Source organism: Bacillus sp. CD3-5 (assembly GCF_006349665.1).
GTDB classification, from domain to species: domain Bacteria; phylum Bacillota; class Bacilli; order Bacillales; family Bacillaceae_G; genus Bacillus_A; species Bacillus_A paranthracis.
In genome coordinates this window covers 80,880-98,951 of sequence record NZ_VEPX01000006.1, presented here as the reverse complement: position 1 = coordinate 98,951, position 18,072 = coordinate 80,880, and the positions used below count along the sequence as shown (strand labels likewise).

The 18,072-nt window shown below is 36.7% G+C and carries 21 protein-coding genes; 20 read left to right on the top strand and 1 reads right to left on the bottom strand.

Features of this window, described 5'->3' with window-relative positions:
* Nucleotides 1-15 precede the first annotated feature (15 nt).
* From spoIIIAA to FH036_RS13785, 8 genes are read left to right on the top strand one after another with little or no spacing between them, the layout of a single operon-like run.
* Complete coding sequence (spoIIIAA, locus tag FH036_RS13820; RefSeq protein WP_139895883.1) at nucleotides 16-942, top strand: stage III sporulation protein AA; 927 nt, start codon at nucleotides 16-18, stop codon at nucleotides 940-942.
* The gene (spoIIIAB, locus tag FH036_RS13815; RefSeq protein WP_000238697.1) at nucleotides 936-1,451 is read left to right on the top strand and encodes a stage III sporulation protein SpoIIIAB; all 516 of its coding nucleotides are present in this window, start codon (nucleotides 936-938) and stop codon (nucleotides 1,449-1,451) included. The genes spoIIIAA and spoIIIAB overlap by 7 nt, the downstream gene beginning before the upstream one ends.
* Nucleotides 1,452-1,465: 14 nt before the next feature.
* Complete coding sequence (gene spoIIIAC / locus FH036_RS13810) at nucleotides 1,466-1,669, top strand: stage III sporulation protein AC (RefSeq protein ID WP_000020914.1); 204 nt, start codon at nucleotides 1,466-1,468, stop codon at nucleotides 1,667-1,669.
* A 23-nt stretch (nucleotides 1,670-1,692) separates the two neighbouring features.
* Entirely contained in the window at nucleotides 1,693-2,076 is a 384-nt protein-coding gene (gene spoIIIAD, locus FH036_RS13805; RefSeq protein WP_077317075.1) for a stage III sporulation protein AD, read from the top strand.
* A gap of 10 nt (nucleotides 2,077-2,086) precedes the next feature.
* Complete coding sequence (gene spoIIIAE, locus FH036_RS13800; protein ID WP_000943698.1) at nucleotides 2,087-3,259, top strand: stage III sporulation protein AE; 1,173 nt, start codon at nucleotides 2,087-2,089, stop codon at nucleotides 3,257-3,259.
* Nucleotides 3,260-3,271: 12 nt separating this feature from the next.
* Nucleotides 3,272-3,904 (top strand): stage III sporulation protein AF, encoded by a 633-nt coding sequence (spoIIIAF, locus tag FH036_RS13795; RefSeq protein ID WP_001161050.1) that lies wholly within the window; start codon nucleotides 3,272-3,274, stop codon nucleotides 3,902-3,904.
* Complete coding sequence (gene spoIIIAG, locus FH036_RS13790) at nucleotides 3,894-4,556, top strand: stage III sporulation protein AG (RefSeq protein ID WP_000368876.1); 663 nt, start codon at nucleotides 3,894-3,896, stop codon at nucleotides 4,554-4,556. The genes spoIIIAF and spoIIIAG overlap by 11 nt, the downstream gene beginning before the upstream one ends.
* A 15-nt stretch (nucleotides 4,557-4,571) precedes the next feature.
* Nucleotides 4,572-5,228 carry a SpoIIIAH-like family protein gene (locus FH036_RS13785; RefSeq protein WP_000914701.1) on the top strand — a complete coding sequence of 219 codons (657 nt, stop codon included), beginning with the start codon at nucleotides 4,572-4,574 and terminating at the stop codon, nucleotides 5,226-5,228.
* A 98-nt stretch (nucleotides 5,229-5,326) separates the two neighbouring features.
* On the opposite strand, the gene FH036_RS13780 is transcribed toward FH036_RS13785, so the two are convergent.
* On the bottom strand, nucleotides 5,327-5,515 hold the full coding sequence (locus tag FH036_RS13780; protein WP_002081027.1) for a hypothetical protein: 189 nt from the start codon (nucleotides 5,513-5,515) through the stop codon (nucleotides 5,327-5,329).
* Between the two features lie 469 nt (nucleotides 5,516-5,984).
* Here FH036_RS13780 and accB point away from each other — a divergent pair, with 469 nt between their 5' ends.
* The 12 genes from accB to recN all read left to right on the top strand — a co-directional run bounded on the left by accB (nucleotide 5,985) and on the right by recN (nucleotide 18,012).
* The gene (gene accB, locus FH036_RS13775) at nucleotides 5,985-6,473 is read left to right on the top strand and encodes an acetyl-CoA carboxylase biotin carboxyl carrier protein (protein ID WP_139895882.1); all 489 of its coding nucleotides are present in this window, start codon (nucleotides 5,985-5,987) and stop codon (nucleotides 6,471-6,473) included.
* 16 nt (nucleotides 6,474-6,489) lie between these two features.
* Nucleotides 6,490-7,842 (top strand): acetyl-CoA carboxylase biotin carboxylase subunit, encoded by a 1,353-nt coding sequence (gene accC / locus FH036_RS13770; RefSeq protein WP_000592876.1) that lies wholly within the window; start codon nucleotides 6,490-6,492, stop codon nucleotides 7,840-7,842.
* A 22-nt stretch (nucleotides 7,843-7,864) separates the two neighbouring features.
* Nucleotides 7,865-8,257 (top strand): Asp23/Gls24 family envelope stress response protein, encoded by a 393-nt coding sequence (locus FH036_RS13765; protein WP_000807630.1) that lies wholly within the window; start codon nucleotides 7,865-7,867, stop codon nucleotides 8,255-8,257.
* 347 nt (nucleotides 8,258-8,604) lie between these two features.
* Entirely contained in the window at nucleotides 8,605-8,997 is a 393-nt protein-coding gene (gene nusB / locus FH036_RS13760) for a N utilization substance protein NusB (protein ID WP_000830249.1), read from the top strand.
* Between the two features lie 23 nt (nucleotides 8,998-9,020).
* Entirely contained in the window at nucleotides 9,021-9,881 is an 861-nt protein-coding gene (gene folD, locus FH036_RS13755) for a bifunctional methylenetetrahydrofolate dehydrogenase/methenyltetrahydrofolate cyclohydrolase FolD (RefSeq protein ID WP_000226728.1), read from the top strand.
* Between the two features lie 26 nt (nucleotides 9,882-9,907).
* Nucleotides 9,908-11,266 (top strand): exodeoxyribonuclease VII large subunit, encoded by a 1,359-nt coding sequence (xseA, locus tag FH036_RS13750; RefSeq protein ID WP_000415266.1) that lies wholly within the window; start codon nucleotides 9,908-9,910, stop codon nucleotides 11,264-11,266.
* Complete coding sequence (gene xseB, locus FH036_RS13745; protein ID WP_000428423.1) at nucleotides 11,256-11,486, top strand: exodeoxyribonuclease VII small subunit; 231 nt, start codon at nucleotides 11,256-11,258, stop codon at nucleotides 11,484-11,486. Before xseA ends, xseB begins: the two co-directional genes overlap by 11 nt.
* Nucleotides 11,486-12,376 carry a (2E,6E)-farnesyl diphosphate synthase gene (gene ispA / locus FH036_RS13740; RefSeq protein WP_000150363.1) on the top strand — a complete coding sequence of 297 codons (891 nt, stop codon included), beginning with the start codon at nucleotides 11,486-11,488 and terminating at the stop codon, nucleotides 12,374-12,376. Before xseB ends, ispA begins: the two co-directional genes overlap by 1 nt.
* A 302-nt stretch (nucleotides 12,377-12,678) precedes the next feature.
* Nucleotides 12,679-14,571 (top strand): 1-deoxy-D-xylulose-5-phosphate synthase, encoded by a 1,893-nt coding sequence (dxs, locus tag FH036_RS13735; protein ID WP_000366458.1) that lies wholly within the window; start codon nucleotides 12,679-12,681, stop codon nucleotides 14,569-14,571.
* 3 nt (nucleotides 14,572-14,574) lie between these two features.
* The gene (locus FH036_RS13730; protein WP_001274741.1) at nucleotides 14,575-15,414 is read left to right on the top strand and encodes a TlyA family RNA methyltransferase; all 840 of its coding nucleotides are present in this window, start codon (nucleotides 14,575-14,577) and stop codon (nucleotides 15,412-15,414) included.
* Between the two features lie 142 nt (nucleotides 15,415-15,556).
* Nucleotides 15,557-16,006: an arginine repressor ArgR gene (gene argR, locus FH036_RS13725; RefSeq protein WP_001032581.1), complete on the top strand. Its 450-nt coding sequence runs from the start codon at nucleotides 15,557-15,559 to the stop codon at nucleotides 16,004-16,006.
* 266 nt (nucleotides 16,007-16,272) lie between these two features.
* Entirely contained in the window at nucleotides 16,273-18,012 is a 1,740-nt protein-coding gene (gene recN / locus FH036_RS13720; RefSeq protein WP_000947749.1) for a DNA repair protein RecN, read from the top strand.
* The last annotated feature ends 60 nt before the right edge of the window (nucleotides 18,013-18,072 follow it).

Here is an 18,072-nt window from a genome sequence, read left to right as displayed (position 1 = left end):
AGTGGGGCGAAGCTGATGAAAGAAGTATTAGAAGTTTTACCAAAAACGATGAAGCAGTTAGTGGAAAATTGTAAGCAGTACGATGCTCTAGAGGAAATCCGTGTTCGAATTGGAAGACCGCTAGAGTGTATTGCTCAAGGTGAAGTGTTTTTTTATGACTATATCGTTACAGCAGAGGATGCTATTTACTTATTGAATAAGTTAAGTCACTTCTCAATTTATACAATGGAAGAAGAATTAAAGCGTGGGTATGTGACACTCCGAGGTGGGCATAGAATAGGCTTAGCAGGAAAAGTTATTACAGAAAAAAGCACAGTGAAAATGATTCGAGATGTCTCTTCTTTCAATATTCGTATTGCTCGTCAAAAAATAGGCATTGCTGAACCACTTTTACCGTATTTGTATGGATCACGATGGTTAAACACGATGGTAATTGGCCCGCCACAAACGGGAAAAACAACACTTTTAAGAGATGTAGCGCGTTGCATGAGTCAAGGTGTAAGTGCTTCGAAAATTCCTTCTTGTAAAGTCGGGATTGTTGATGAACGGTCAGAAATTGCTGGCTGTGTGAAAGGCATCCCGCAATATGACTTTGGCACACGAGTAGATGTGTTAGATGCATGTCCAAAAGCTGAAGGAATGATGATGATGATCCGTTCTATGAGCCCAGATATATTAATTGTGGATGAAATTGGTCGTAAAGAAGATAGTGAAGCAATTATGGAGGCTGTACATGCAGGGGTTCAGCTTTTTATAAGTGCACATGGATTTTCCTATGATGATGTTGTGAAACGCCCATCATTAAAGGCAGTGCTAGAGCTCGGCATTTTTGATAGGTTTGTGGAATTGTCAAAAGCAAGAGGGCCAGGAACAGTTATGCAAGTGAAAGATAAATATGGAAAACCGGTATTACCTCATAGAAAGGCTGAGGGCGTATGGTGAAAATATTTGGTGCAGTGTTAATCGTTGCGGTCAGCACCTTTTTCGGGTTTTCATACGCCAAAAGATACAGTGAGAGACCGAGGCAACTTAGATTATTAAAAGCGGCACTGCAATCATTAGAGGCAGAAATTATGTATGGGCATACACCATTGTCTGAAGCCGCTGAGCGATTAGTGAAACAAATGCCGAAGCCGTTAAATTGGATATTTCAAAGTTTCGCTAGCAGGCTAGAAAGTGGAGAACAAACAGTTAGAGAAGCTTGGATAGATAGTTTGAAAGAAAATTGGAAGCTAACAGCATTTCAACAAACTGAGTATGAGATTTTGCAGCAATTTGGTGAAACGCTCGGACAACATGATCGTGAATCACAACAAAAACATATTCGGTTATGTATTACACATTTAGAGAGAGAAGAAGAAGAAGCGAAAGCATTACAGCTACAATATGAAAAGATGATTAAGAGCTTAGGAGTACTAGCGGGGCTACTTATCGTAATTTTACTGCTATAGGGGGGAGAAAGGCGATGTCCATTGATGTTGGATTAATATTTCAAATCGCCGGAATCGGCATTGTTTTAGCTTTCATTCATACTGTACTAAAAGAATTAAAGCGTGAGGATATTGCAAATTGGGTTATCCTCGTCGGTTTTGTCGTTATTTTATTTCATGTCGCATTTTTAATTAATACACTATTCGACAAGATTAAAAGTGTCTTTCTCTTCCAGTAAAGGGGGCGGTTCGAATCGAAATTATACAAATTGTCGGATTAGGCCTCGTTGCTACGTTTTTAGCGGCTGTATTGAATCAGCATAAATCTAGCATTACGTCATTATTTATTGTGTTCGTAGGTAGCGTAATGTTCCTTCTTTTAATCGATCAAATTCACGCTATTTTACAAATGATTGAGAGAGTAGCGAGTGAAGCGAAAGTTAGTAACGTATATGTAGAAACGTTGCTGAAAATTATTGGGATTGCTTATATCGCTGAGTTTGGAGCGCAAATTACAAAGGATGCAGGGCAGGGGGCAATCGCTTCGAAAATTGAATTAGCTGGAAAGATTTTAATTCTCGTTATGGCGATCCCTATTTTGACGGTTGTAATTGAAACTATTCTCGGATTTTTACCGACGGGATAAGGGGGAGTGAATGTTGAGGGGGTTTGGAGCTAAGCTGCTATTTGCTTGCTTCCTTTTCTTTTCTTTACCGGTTGTTGTACAAGCTTCTCCTGTAGAGACAAACGTCGTTGATCAACAATTGGATAAGCTCGGAATTGAAGATGTGAAGCAATTTTGGGACGGGCTTGTTACAAAATATGGAGGTTACTTACCAGAGAGTCAAAAAGGTAGCTTTATGGAGTTTGTAAAGGGAGAAAAAGAAATCTCTATAAAAGAGTGGATGCTAGGTTTATTAAAGTACTTGTTTCACGAACTTGTTGCAAATGGGAAACTACTCGGAACGCTCATTATGCTCACAATTTTTAGTGCATTGTTGCAATCACTGCAATCTGCATTTTCAAAGAGTAGCGTAAGCAAAATAGCCGATGCAGTTGTATATATGGTACTGGTTATTTTCGCTTTAAATAGCTTTTATGTCGTTATGACATATGCAAGAGAAACGATACAAACAATGGTAGATTTCATATTAGCGTTATTGCCTATCTTGCTTGCACTCATAGCGACAGGCGGTGGTGTTGTATCCGTATCGTTTTTTCATCCGATTATCATCTTCTTAATGAATACGAGTGGGCTTTTGATGAATTATATCGTGCTACCACTTTTATTACTTGCAACGATATTAAGTATTGTAAGTACGATGAGTGATCAATATAAAGTTACGAAATTGTCCAAGCTTCTGCAAAACATTAGCGTCGGGATTATCGGTATTTTTTTAACGATTTTTTTAGGCGTATTATCTGTACAAGGAACAGCGACAGCTGTTGCTGATGGAATCGCTGTGAAAACAGCTAAATTTGTAACAGGAAACTTTATTCCCGTAGTAGGAAGAATGTTTACAGAGGCGGCGGATACAGTTATTAGTGCGTCGGGATTATTAAAAAACACAGTCGGGATTATCGGACTCGTCATTCTATGTTTAATTGTCGCTTTTCCAGCGATTCAAATTTTTTGCATAGCATTTATTTATAAGTTCGCAGCAGCAGTATTGCAACCAGTTGGCGGCGGAGCAATTATTCAATGTTTAGATATCATTGGACGGAGCATTATTTATGTATTTGCTTGCTTAGCTATCGTATCATTTATGTTCTTTTTAAGTATCACAATTATTATTGCTGCGGGGAACATTACACTTATGATGCGGTAGGAGGTGAAGGGTATGCAATTTGTTACAGAGTGGATTCGAAATATTATCGTTTTTTTACTTTTAGCGACAATGCTTCATCTTATTCTTCCAAATTCCAATTTGCAAAAGTACGTTAAATTCGTTGTAAGTCTATTATTAGTTGTTTTAATTTTAACGCCCCTTTTTAAACTATTGCAAACAGATGTAAATGAAGTAATCGCAAATTTTAATGAAGAGAAGTACGTAGCAGAAGGATCTGTAAAAAATTCAATAGATTCGAAGAAAAAAGAAATACAAGCTCTAACACGTGCATATAGTTTAGAAGAGATGGCTACCAAAATGAAAAAAGAAGTAGGAAAAGAGTTTGAGAAACAGTATGGTATGTCAGTCTCTGAAATACAAATAGTCGCAGCGGAAAGCACAGCGGAAGTAAAGTCAGCGAAAGATATTCAATCTGTGGTTGTGACGTTGAAAGAAAAAGAACGTAGTAAAAATGATGCAATCGAAACAGTAAAACCAGTTGAAATTAATACGAAAGAACCACCGAAAAAAGTAGAGGAAACGAATGGAGAAATGAAAGACTTCTTTTCAAGCAGGTGGCAACTAGAGAATAAACAAATCCAAGTTCAAATGGAAGGGAGGACAGGTAGAGTAAATGGACAATAAAGATAAAAATTCGAAGTTCTCATTTTTTCGAAACTTATTGAATGGAGATGAAAAAGAAAGTAATGAGAAGGGAAAAAAGGTAACACCTAAGTTCTTACTTGTCCTACTCATACTTGGAATGTTGCTTATGTTTTCTAGTAGTTTCTTTTCAAGTAAAAAAGAAGAAGTACCTGTATTTAAAGAACAAAAAACTCAAAACCAAGAAAAAGACGTACCAACTTTTGGACAAAAAAATAACGATAATATGTCAAATGTAGAAAAATATGAAAAAGCGTATGAACAAGAATTAAAAGCAGCCTTAGAAGAAATAGCAGGAGTAAAAGATGTAACGATTAATGTAAATTTAGACTCATCAGAGGAAAAAATATTAGAAAAAAATACAGTGAAACGTTCACAAACAACAGGTGAAACAGATAAAACAGGTGGCAAGAGGGAAGTAGAAGATGAGTCTCTTGATGAAAAGACAGTCATTATACGTGAAGGGGATAAAGAAACTCCCGTTGTTTTACGAACAGAGAAACCGAAAGTGCGAGGTGTTCTTGTCGTAGCAAAGGGAGTGGATAATATACAAGTTAAAGCGATGGTAAAAGAAGCTGTCATACGGCTACTAGATGTACCAGCCCATCGCGTTTCAGTTTCACCGAAAAATTGATAGGGAGGAAATAAAGTGTTAAAAAAACAAACGGTTTGGCTATTAACGATGTTAAGTTTAGTTGTTGTACTATCTGTGTATTACGTAACAACTCCAGACAAAATGAATACAGCATCGCCGGCAACAGGTGAAAAGATTGGACAAGAAAAACAAGGTACTGATAAAGCAGTAACAAACGAAGCACCTAAAGAAACGCCTAAAAAAGAAAATACAAACAAGGAAACATCAAATAAAGAAACAAACAAAGAAACAGATAAAAAAGAGAGTGCTACAAAAGAAACAAGCAAAAAAGAAGCTAACGTAACAGTTCAATCAAGTGATGAAAATTTCACAGCATTACGTATGCAAATGGAAGATCAGCGAAGTGAACAAAAAGCAAAATTACAAGAAGTGATGAGTTCAACAAAAGCTTCAGCAACAGAAAAGAATAAAGCGAAAGAAAATTTTGATGCAATCACTACAATGGAAACGAAGCAAGAATTACTTGAGACAGTAATTAAATCTCAAGGTGGATATAAAGATGCCCTTGTAAGAGCTGATGGAACTGACATTAAAGTAACTGTAAAAGCAGCAAAACATTCACAAAAAGAAGCGAATAAAATTATACAACTTGTAAGAAGTGAAGGCGGATCAAAAGATGTAGGTGTAAAATTTGATCCACCAACAAAATAAAACGAATAATCCGCGGGGAATTCCTCCGCGGATTATTCGTTTTTAGTAATCGGATTGTTTGAAAATAGTTAGATAAAAATAATAATAGAAAAAAGCTATCATTTTCGATAGCTTTTTTCTGTTTCGTCTTTGTTTTTACTATGTTCAACTCGGAACGGAGAAATACGTTGTGAGTAAAAGATTAGCGGTTCATGGTAGTGATGATTACTTTTTCCGGATTTGACGTGGATGAAGAGAACGAATGCCCAGACCATTACGGCAGGTAAGAAGAGAATGAGCCATATCATATGTCCACACCTCGATACGATATATTTTCTACACTTTGAACATACTATTCTTATATGAAGGAATGATGAACGACGTGTAAACAAAAAAATAATATTTGGTAAAAATATGTTATTGACTATAGATGAGGTGACGAGTAAAGCGGTAATGGTAGGTTTACTTTATAGTATTTTGAAAAGTAAGGAATGTTTTTTCGGAAGTGGTCTTGCCAATTTTGTGTGAAACTTGGTATTATTACTAGGTAATAAATTTTTAATGGAATAATATTTTTACAGGAGTTTCGATTTATTATAAAGAAATATAAATTGGAATGTTTAAAAAATTTATCGTAAGATGGAAATAGTAACTATTTCTATTAGTAAATGAAATACATTTTCTAATAGAGTACATCGTATTTTTACAGTCAATCTAGTTTTAGTGAAGAGAAATCTGTAAAAACGGGACAAACAAGAGTATGGGAGTGGATTTTACATGTTTAAAATTCAAGAAGTTCGTGAATTAATTAAATTAATTGATAGCTCTAATATTGATGAATTTGAATACAAAAAAGATGGTACGACAATCAAAATGAAAAAGCGTGGTAATGAAGTGGTTGCGGTGCAAGCCTCTGTAGCAAAACAAGCCGTACAACCAGTAGCACCTGTTGAAGTTGAAACAACAGTAGCGGCAGCACAAGTGGAAGTGCCAAAACAAGAAGAGAAAAAAGCTGTTCAGAATGAAAACCTACATAAAATTACATCACCAATGGTAGGTACATTCTATTCTTCTTCTTCTCCTGATACGCCTCCATATGTAAGTGTTGGGGATAGAGTATCGAAAGATTCTATCGTATGTATTGTCGAGGCTATGAAGTTATTTAACGAAATCGATGCAGATGTAGATGGAGAAATTGTTGAGATTCTTGTTAATAACGGACAGCTTGTTGAGTATGGACAACCGCTATTTCTTGTAAAAGCGTAATAAGGGAGTCTTTGTGATGATAAAAAAAGTATTAATAGCCAATCGTGGGGAAATTGCTGTACGAATTATTCGTGCTTGTAAAGAAATGGATATTGAAACAGTCGCAATTTATTCAGAAGCAGATAAAGAGTCACTTCACGTACAAATCGCTGATGAGGCGTATTGTGTAGGACCAACGATTTCGAAAGAAAGCTATTTAAATTTGACGAACATTATTAGTGTTGCGAAGTTAACAGGCTGCGATGCAATTCATCCGGGATACGGATTTTTAGCAGAGAATGCAGATTTTGCAGAGTTATGCCGTGAGTGTAACTTAATTTTTATCGGTCCAAGTCCAGAAGCTATTTCAAAGATGGGCACAAAAGACGTTGCTCGTGATACAATGAAAGAAGCAGGGGTTCCGATTGTACCAGGTTCACAAGGAATTATTAAAAATACCGAAGAAGCGATCGAACTTGCGAATCAAATTGGATATCCTGTTATTATTAAAGCGACTGCAGGTGGCGGCGGAAAAGGTATTCGTGTTGCGCGCCATGAAGAAGAGCTTGTAAAAGGAATTCAAATTACACAGCAAGAAGCTAGTACCGCTTTTGGGAACCCTGGTGTATACTTAGAAAAGTACGTTGAAGATTTCCGCCATGTTGAGATTCAAATAATGGCAGATACACACGGAAATGCCATTCATTTAGGAGAGCGTGATTGTACGATTCAGCGCCGCTTGCAAAAACTACTAGAAGAAAGTCCATCACCAGCACTTGATGAAAATGTGCGTAAGCAGATGGGTGAGGCGGCAGTTAAAGCGGCGGTAGCGGTTGATTATACAGGTGCTGGTACGGTTGAGTTTATTTATGAATATAAAACGAAAAGCTTTTATTTCATGGAGATGAATACGAGAATCCAAGTTGAGCATCCAGTTACTGAAATGGTAACAGGGGTAGACTTAATTAAAGAACAAATTCTTGTTGCTTCTGGAGAAAAGTTATCGTTACAGCAAGAAGAAGTACAATTTAATGGTTGGGCAATTGAATGCCGAATTAATGCGGAAAACCCTGCCAAAAAATTTATGCCATCTCCAGGTAAAGTAGAAATGTACTTGCCACCAGGCGGATTTGGTATTCGCGTCGATTCAGCTGTATATCCGGGATATTCAATCCCACCTTTCTATGATTCGATGGTTGCTAAATTAATTGTTCACGGAAAAACACGTGAAGAGGCAATTGCAAAAATGAAGCGTGCACTCAGTGAGTTTGTCGTTGAAGGCGTACATACAACAATCCCGTTCCATTTGCAATTGTTAGATCATCCTGATTTTGTAAAAGGTGAGTTTAATACGAAATTTTTGGAAGAGCATGAACTTGTGACGCAGTGATACATTAAAGGAGGTTTTTTTCATGGCTGAACATATGTTAGATATGGGTCAAGATACAACTCTTGGTAAAGTAGAAATTGCACCAGAAGTAATTGAAGTAATCGCAGGTATTGCAGCTGCTGAGGTAGAAGGCGTAGCGGCAATGCGTGGTAATTTTGCTACAGATGTTGTTGAGAAGTTAGGTAAGAAAAATCATGGTAAAGGTGTAAAGGTTGAATTAGCAAACGAAGATATTATCGTTGACCTTTATGTTGTAATGTATTTTGGCGTAGCAATTCCAGTTGTTGCACAAAAGATTCAAGACAACATTCGCCAAGCACTCTTTACAATGACAGGGCTTGAGCCAAAAGAAGTGAATGTTCACATCGTTGGCGTAACATTCGAAACACAAAAAACAGAAATCGAACCAGTGTAAGAATGAAAAAGGTGCCTAGTAACATAGGCATCTTTTTTATCGTTTCATTTCTTCACAAATTACAACCCTCTAATTATTATACTATTTCAAAAAATGAGAAATAAAAAAGAAAATGTTTCGTTTTACCAAAAAACGTACATTGTGATAAGATATGGAACTTGAAGTTAATCTTTTTATTATTTTTCAGCCTTGTAACCCGTGTGTGAAACGATAAATTGTGTTATTATCATTGTATTATAAGGTTGGAAAATCAATGAAAACTGTAAGAGTAAGTGAATTGACGGCTTATAAATTATAATAATATAACAAAGCATAAGGAAAGACTTGAAGCATAAAGGAGAGTTACAATGAAACGTAGGACGGCTAGAGAAAGAGCTATGCAAGCATTATATCAAATGGATATTACAGGTGAATTAGAACCGAAAGTAGCAGTGGAAAACACGCTAGATGAAGGTGAAGAAACAAATGAGTTTCTAGAATCACTTGTTGTAGGTTTTGTAGAAAATAAAGAAGTAATTGATGAAGCGATTCGTCAAAATTTAAAAAAGTGGAAGCTTGAGCGTATTAGTATTGTTGATCGCAGTATTTTACGTGTAGCTGTGTATGAAATGAAATACATGGAAGAAATTCCACACAACGTAACAATTAACGAGGCAATTGAAATTGCTAAAACATTTGGGGATGAGGAATCTCGTCGTTTTATTAACGGCGTTTTATCTAATATAAAAGATACACTGTAATTTCTTTAAGGGGGAATCTTAAAATGGTAGCAGTAATCATCAAAGGAAATGAAGTTGCGGAGAAAAAACGAGCACAATTAACAGAAGAAGTTGTGAAGTTGAAAGAGCAAGGGATTGTACCAGGATTAGCAGTTATTTTAGTTGGAGAAGATCCAGCATCTCGTTCTTATGTAAAAGGAAAAGAAAAGGGCTGTGAACAAGTAGGAATCTATTCAGAGCTAATTGAATTTCCTGAAACCATTACGGAGGAGCGTTTGCTTGCTGAAATCGATCGCTTAAATGGCGATGACCGCATTAATGGCATATTAGTGCAATTACCTTTACCAAAACATATTGAAGAAAAAGCTATCATTGAAAGAATTTCACCAGAAAAAGATGTAGATGGATTTCACCCAATCAGCGTAGGACGTATGATGACGGGACAAGATACATTCCTTCCATGTACACCGCATGGTATTGTAGAGTTAGTAAAAGAAACAAATCTTGATATCTCAGGAAAACATGTTGTAGTAATTGGAAGAAGTAATATTGTCGGCAAGCCAGTGGGACAATTGTTCTTAAATGAAAATGCAACTGTCACATACTGTCATTCTAAGACGCAAAATATGAAAGAGTTAACGAAATTAGCTGATATTTTAATCGTAGCAGTAGGACGGCCTAAAATGGTAACAGCTGATTATATGAAAGAAGGAGCAGTTGTAATCGACGTTGGTGTAAACCGTTTAGAAACAGGAAAACTTTGTGGTGATGTTGACTTTGACAACGTGTTAGATGTTGCAGGTTACATTACACCTGTGCCAAAGGGTGTTGGTCCAATGACGATCACAATGCTTCTTCATAATACTGTTGAATCGGCTAAGCGTGCAGGTGTCGTTTGTAAATAATTTGAGTCGGCTATGAGGAGAGAGAAATGGAGAAACAATATTTAACCGTTACAGCGTTAACACGCTATATAAAAACAAAAATAGAATATGATCCGCATTTACAGTCTGTTTGGTTAAAAGGTGAAATTTCCAACTTTAAAAATCATAGCCGTGGCCACATGTATTTTACATTGAAAGATGAAAATGCAAGAATCGCAGCGGTTATGTTTGCGGGTCATAATCGTAATATTAAATTCAGACCTGAAAATGGGATGAAGGTACTCGTGAAAGGGAAAATTTCTGTTTACGAGGCGAGTGGTTCTTATCAAATTTATATTCAAGACATGCAGCCTGACGGAGTCGGAAACCTGCATTTAGCTTACGAACAATTAAAGGTTCGTTTAGAGGAAGAAGGATTGTTTTCTCAAGTTTATAAAAAAACAATCCCTCCTTATGCGAAAACAATAGGTGTGATTACGTCACCAACAGGAGCAGCGATTCGTGATATTATAACAACGATTAAACGTCGTTATCCAATTGGAAATGTTATTGTGTTTCCAGTACTTGTACAGGGGGAGTCAGCAGCTCCCTCAATTGTACAAGCGATCCGTACAGCGAATGAAATGGAAGGGATAGATGTCCTAATCGTTGGGCGCGGTGGAGGTTCTATTGAGGAATTGTGGGCGTTTAACGAAGAAATGGTTGCAAGAGCTATTTTCAAGAGTGAGATCCCTATTATTTCAGCAGTAGGCCATGAAACAGACTTTACAATTGCGGATTTTGTTGCCGATTTAAGAGCACCAACACCAACTGCAGCGGCTGAGCTGGCAGCGCCTAATATTATCGAGTTACAAGAAAAGGTATTACAAAGAACTTTAAGGTTGCAAAGAGCAATGAGAGAGTTAGTACATAAAAAAGAAGAAAAACTACAAGTATTGCAAAAATCTTATGCGTTCCGTTATCCAAGACAAGTATATGAGCAAAAAGAAGAGCAATTGGATAGAGCGTTAGAACAGCTTGTGTTAGCGAAAGAGCGCTATATTGATAAAAAGGTAAATCAGTTAAAACAGCTTTCGTTTTATTTAGAGAAGCACCACCCATCTCAAAAAATTATGCAAACAAAGGTAGCAGTTGAAACGTTGCAAAAGCAATTGCAACGTGAAATGCAAACGTTACTCCAAACGAAAGAATTTGCCTTTGTAAGAGCTGCTCAAAAACTTGAAGCGCTAAGTCCGCTTAAAGTAATGATGAGAGGGTACGGGCTTGTATATGATGAAGAGAAGCAAGTGTTAAAAAGTGTGAAAGATGTTAGCCTTGGAGATGCTGTTTCAGTTCAATTACAAGATGGAATATTAGATTGTAGCGTATCAGGAATAGAGGAGCGTGAATTGAATAATGGAAAATAAATTAAGCTTTGAAGAGGCAATTTCGCAACTTGAGCACCTCGTTTCTAAATTAGAGCAAGGTGACGTACCTTTAGAAGAAGCAATTTCTTATTTTAAAGAGGGTATGGAATTATCTAAGCTTTGTGATGAGAAGTTGAAGAACGTACAAGAACAAATGGCAGTTATTCTTGGGGAAGATGGAGAGCTTGAACCGTTTACTGCTTTAGGAGATGAAGCATAGTGACAATTGCTTTTGATACTTTTTTGAAAGAAAGTAAAACTTTCGTAGAAGAGAAGCTTGTAAGCTATGCAAATGAATTACAATGTCCAAATGTACTTCGTGAAGCGATGGCATATTCTTTGGAAGCGGGTGGAAAGCGTCTCCGCCCGTTACTTTTATTTGCAACATTACAAGCGTTTGGTAAAGAAAAAAATCTTGGTGTAGGTGCAGCTTGTGCTCTTGAAATGATACATACATACTCGTTAGTTCATGATGATTTACCTTGTATGGATGATGATGATTTAAGAAGAGGGAAGCCCACAAATCATAAAGTATTTGGTGAAGCGATGGCAGTTTTAGCAGGAGATGGTTTGTTGACATATGCTTTTCAAGTTATTATGGCATATGGGCAAAAGGAAATCTCTGCTGAGAAAAAAGTGAGACTTGTACTTGAGCTTGCAAAGGCGGCAGGGCCAGAGGGAATGGTTGGCGGACAAGTAGCAGATATGGAAGCGGAAGGGAAACAGCTTACGATCGATGAGCTAGAGTATATTCATAAGCATAAGACTGGGAAACTACTTGAATTCGCTGTACTTGCAGGGTCGATACTTTCTAATGCCACAGAAGAACAGGAAGAAAAATTACTTGAGTTTGCAAAATATATCGGCCTAGCTTTCCAAATTCGAGATGATATTTTAGATGTGGAAGGAACCGAAGAAGAGATTGGAAAACCGATTGGTAGTGATGTTTCCAACGAAAAGAGCACATATACGACGTTATTTACTGTAGATAGAGCAAAGGATATTTTAGAAGAAACGATTGCAAAAGCAAAAGATGCTATTAGTTCCTTGCAATTACAAGATGAATATTTACTATCTATTTGCGATTTGATTGCAAAACGTAATAACTAATATAACAGCGTTTTCATTTGTTGAGTCATTCGTCATTTTATGATATAAATGTAGGAAAAGGTTTTTCTTTTCTTGTTATTGGCAAAAATATATGTAGATTACATTGCCGTTATCACTTCGTGTTAGCGGCTATTTTTTTCATCGCCTAAAGAAATATGGTTTATAATAAGATTAGGGCGCAATAGACTGGTTAATAGCAGGACAAGGTGAAAAATAAAAAAAGAGAATTTCTTGTTTTGTGTAAATGTTTTTTATAATATTTGACATGTTGACAGATTATGAAATGAAAGTGAGTGATCCATGTGGATCTAACGCAAATTCAAAACCCTAGTTTTTTGAAAGAGATGTCTATCAGTGAACTAGAGGGATTGAGTGAGGATATTCGTAAGTTTTTAATTGAAGAGCTCTCTCAAACAGGTGGACATATTGCGCCTAATTTAGGTGTAGTAGAACTCACAATTGCTCTGCATAAATTATTTGATAGTCCGAAAGATAAATTTTTATGGGATGTAGGACATCAATCCTATGTACATAAAATTTTAACTGGACGTGCAAAAGAATTCGGCACATTAAGGCAATATCAAGGTCTATGTGGTTTTCCAAAACGTTGTGAGAGTGAGCACGATGTATGGGAAACTGGCCATAGCTCGACATCATTATCTGCTGCGATGGGAATGGCTCTAGCACGTGATTTAAAGAAAACGAAAGAATATGTTATACCAATCATTGGTGATGGCGCTTTAACGGGCGGAATGGCTTTAGAGGCATTGAACCATATTGGACATGAAAAAACAGACATGATTGTTATTTTGAATGATAATGAAATGTCAATTGCGCCAAACGTTGGTGCGCTTCATAATGTGCTTGGACGTCTACGTACCGCAGGAAAATACCATTGGGTAAAAGATGAGCTAGAGTATATTTTGAAGAAAATCCCAGCTGTCGGTGGGAAAGTTGCTGCGACAGCAGAGAAAATAAAAGATAGTCTTAAATATTTACTAGTATCTGGTGTCTTTTTCGAAGAGTTAGGCTTTACATATTTAGGTCCAGTCGATGGGCATGATTATGAAAAGTTATTCGAAACGTTGCAATATGCAAAGAAAACAAAAGGCCCAGTGCTTGTTCATGTTATTACGAAAAAAGGAAAAGGTTACAAACCAGCTGAGAGTGATGTTATTGGCACTTGGCATGGAACAGGACCTTATAAAATTGAATCAGGTGACTTCGTTAAACCGAAAGAAGTTGCACCAGCATGGAGTGCTGTTGTTAGTGAAACAGTACTTAAGTTAGCGAGAACGGATGAGCGTATCGTTGCAATTACACCTGCAATGCCTGTTGGATCGAAACTTGAGAAATTCCAAAAAGAATTCCCAGATCGTATGATTGATGTAGGTATTGCAGAACAGCATGCTACAACAATGGCAGCGGGTATGGCAACGCAAGGTATGAAACCATTCTTAGCGATTTATTCAACATTTTTACAAAGAGCTTATGACCAAGTTGTTCATGATATATGCCGCCAAAATTTAAATGTTTTCATCGGAATTGATCGCTCTGGTTTAGTAGGAGCAGATGGTGAAACGCATCAAGGTGTATTTGATATCTCATTTTTACGCCACTTGCCGAATATGGTACTTATGATGCCAAAAGATGAAAATGAAGGGCAACATTTAGTATACACGGCGATGCAATATGAAGATGGACCAATCGCATTACGTTATGCGCGTGGTAATGGACTTGGCGTTCATATGGATGAAGAATTAAAGGCGATTCCAATCGGTTCATGGGAAACGTTAAAAGAAGGTACACAAGCAGCTATTTTAACATTTGGTACGACAATACCAATGGCAATGGAAGCGGCTGAGCGTCTTGAAAAGGCTGGTATTTCAGTGAAAGTAGTGAACGCTCGCTTCATTAAACCAATGGATGAAGCATATTTACATGATCTCTTAGGAAAAAATATACCAATTTTAACGATTGAAGAAGCTTGCTTAATTGGTGGTTTTGGAACAGGAGTAGTTGAATTTGCGTCTGAGAACGGGTACCATAGTGCGTTAGTTGAACGAATGGGTATTCCAGATCGTTTCATAGAACACGGTAGTGTAACAAAATTATTAGAAGAAATCGGTTTAACGACAGATGCTGTTGTAGACCGTATTCATACAATGATTCCATCAAAACAAAAAAGGGCGTAACAAATGAGTGCGAAAAAAGAAAGAGTAGATGTACTATTAGTAGAGCGAGGGCTTATAGAAACACGTGAGAAAGCAAAACGCGCCATTATGGCCGGCCTTGTATATGCGAATGAGATGAGATTGGATAAGCCAGGGGAGAAAATCCCACAAGATACAGAGATTACGGTGAAGGGGCAAGTTATGCCGTATGTAAGCCGTGGTGGTTATAAACTTGAAAAGGCATTAGAGACATTTCATCTTGATTTACAAGATAAAGTTATGATAGATATTGGTTCATCAACTGGTGGCTTTACCGATTGCGCGCTTCAAAATGGAGCGAAATTATCTTATGCATTAGATGTAGGGTATAATCAACTTGCGTGGAAATTGCGTCAAGATGAGCGTGTTGTCGTAATGGAACGAACGAACTTCCGTTACGTAACACCAGCAGACTTAGAACGTGGTTTACCGCAATTTGCTAGTATCGATGTTTCGTTTATATCATTAAAACTTATATTGCCAGTTTTAAAAACAATGCTTATGCCGAATGGGGATGTAGCAGCGTTAATTAAACCGCAGTTTGAAGCTGGAAGAGAGCAAGTTGGTAAAAAGGGTATCGTTCGCGATCGAAAAGTACATGAGGCTGTCGTAGAAATGATTGTCGACTTTGCTATAAAAGAAGGATACGACGTAGAAGGCTTAACATTCTCACCGATTACGGGCGGGGATGGTAATATTGAATTTTTAATTCATCTGAAATGGCATGGTGAACGTGAGAAGGGCGAAAATCATTCTCCAATTTCTGTTGAGCAAGTAGTTACAGAGGCACATGATGTCCTAAAACAAAAAGGGAAAGGGGAATAACATATGTTGTTCCTCTTTTTGTTGTAATTGTATAATGATTGTAAAAACAATTGTGTACAAGTAACGAATTATAAGTTAACATAAATAAGTGAAGTATACCAATGTTTAAACTATGGTAAGAGATAGTGTGAGGTGCAAATGTATGAATAAAGGTCAGCGCCATATTAAAATCAGGGAAATTATTGCGAACAAAGAAATTGAAACACAAGATGAATTAGTTGATATTCTACGTAATGAGGGATTTAATGTAACGCAAGCGACAGTATCGCGCGATATTAAAGAATTGCACTTAGTGAAAGTGCCATTACATGATGGTCGCTATAAATATAGCTTGCCAGCAGATCAACGATTTAACCCGTTACAAAAATTAAAACGCAATCTAGTGGATTCATTTGTAAAATTAGACACGGCAGGACATATGCTTGTGCTAAAAACATTGCCTGGTAACGCTCATTCACTTGGGGCACTTATTGATCATTTAGAGTGGGATGAGATTATCGGAACCATTTGTGGTGATGATACTTGCTTAATTATTTGCCGTACACCTGAAGATACAGGTGTTGTCTCTGATCGTTTCTTAAATATGCTGTAACAAAAAATCTTGTTTGCTTTCCTCTGTAAAGTGGAAAGCGAACAGGATATTTTTATTGGTTAAAAACGTGAATTCTTAATTGTAATATAATATTTTCTTTGAATAAAATTAGGAAATAGATGGATTGACCCGTAAAACAAATGTTTGGTACAATGGAGCGGTTAGAAAAGTAATTTATACATACAAACATATAGTATGACTATTTGAATAAAGAACTGAGAAAAGCCCTTCATAGGGGATTAGTTTATAACGAGGTGAATGGGGCATTGTTATCGGAATTATCGATTAGAAACTTTGCTATTATTGAGGCATTAAATATTTCTTTTCAAAAAGGATTAACGGTTTTAAGTGGTGAAACAGGGGCCGGAAAATCGATTATTATTGATGCGATTAGTTTACTTGTAGGTGGCCGTGGTTCAGCAGAATTTGTTCGATACGGAACAGAAAAAGCTGAGATAGAGGGGCTATTTTATGTGGAAGATGATAAGCATCCATGTATTGAAAAAGCAGAAGAGTTGGATATAGAAATAGAAGACGGCATGATTATTTTGAAGCGTGATATCGCTGCAAACGGAAAAAGTGTATGTCGTGTAAATGGAAAACTAGTTACCCTTAGTGTATTAAAAGAAATTGGAAAAACACTTGTTGATATTCATGGACAACACGAAACGCAAGACTTAATGAATGAAGAACGTCATCTATTTATGCTCGATCATTTTGATGGAGAGCGTATCGTTAAACAATTAGATATATACCAAAACGTATATGCTGACTATGAGAAATTAAAAAAACAGTTGAAATCGTTAAGTGAAAATGAACAACAAATGGCACATCGTTTAGATTTAATTCAATTTCAGCATGAAGAAATCCGTAAAGCGGATTTAAAGATAGATGAAGAAAATGACTTAACTGAAGAACGATTGCAAATTTCTAATTTCGAAAAAATTTACAAAGCATTAGGGGATGCGTATCGCTCGTTAAGTGCTGACGGACAAGGGTTAGATAATGTACGAAGCGCAATGGGACAAATGGAGAGTATTACACATTTAGATGAAGTGTATCAAGAAAATCATGATTCCATTGCCAATAGTTATTATTTATTAGAAGAAGTTGCCTATCAACTAAGAGAAAAGCTCGATATGATGGAATATGATCCGAATCGCTTAGATGAAATTGAAACGCGTTTAAATGAAATTCGTATGCTAAAGAGAAAATATGGAAATACTGTAGAAGAGATTTTAGCGTATGCTGATAAAATTGAACAAGAAATTTTTACGATTGAAAATAAAGACGTTCATATTGAAACGACGAAGAAACAGTTGAAGGAATTAGAAAGTGTTATTCTGAAAGAAGCAACGTTGTTAAGTAATATGCGTCATGAACTTGCAGAGCATCTTACAAATGCCATTCATCAGGAATTAAAAGAATTATATATGGAAAAAACAAAATTTGAAGTGAGAATTATGAAGCGAGAAGGAAATGCAGAAGAGCCTCTCGTGGAGGGAGCACCGGTAAGGCTTACAGCGGATGGTTACGATCATGTGGAATTTTATATTTCAACAAATCCGGGTGAGCCGCTAAAACCACTTTCAAAGGTTGCTTCTGGTGGAGAGTTATCCCGTATTATTTTAGCTTTAAAAAGCATTTTTTCTAAGCATCAAGGTGTTGCATCTGTTATTTTTGATGAAGTGGATACTGGTGTAAGTGGCCGGGTCGCACAGGCTATTGCGGAAAAGATTTATCGAGTATCAGTAAACTCACAAGTACTTTGTATTACGCACTTACCTCAAGTAGCTTCAATGGCGGATTCGCATTTATTTATTCGAAAACAAGTAGCAAATGATCGAACAATTACATCAGTTACCGTTTTAACTATGGAGGATAAAGTAACAGAAATAGCTCGAATGATTTCTGGTGTGGAAATTACAGATTTAACGACAGAACATGCGAAAGAATTACTTACGCAAGCGCATCATTTTAAACAGACAGCAGAGGCTATCCAGTAATGGATAGCTTTTTTTCTCAAATGATGATTTCTTAATTCTTCCGGTTATAAATAAAGCATT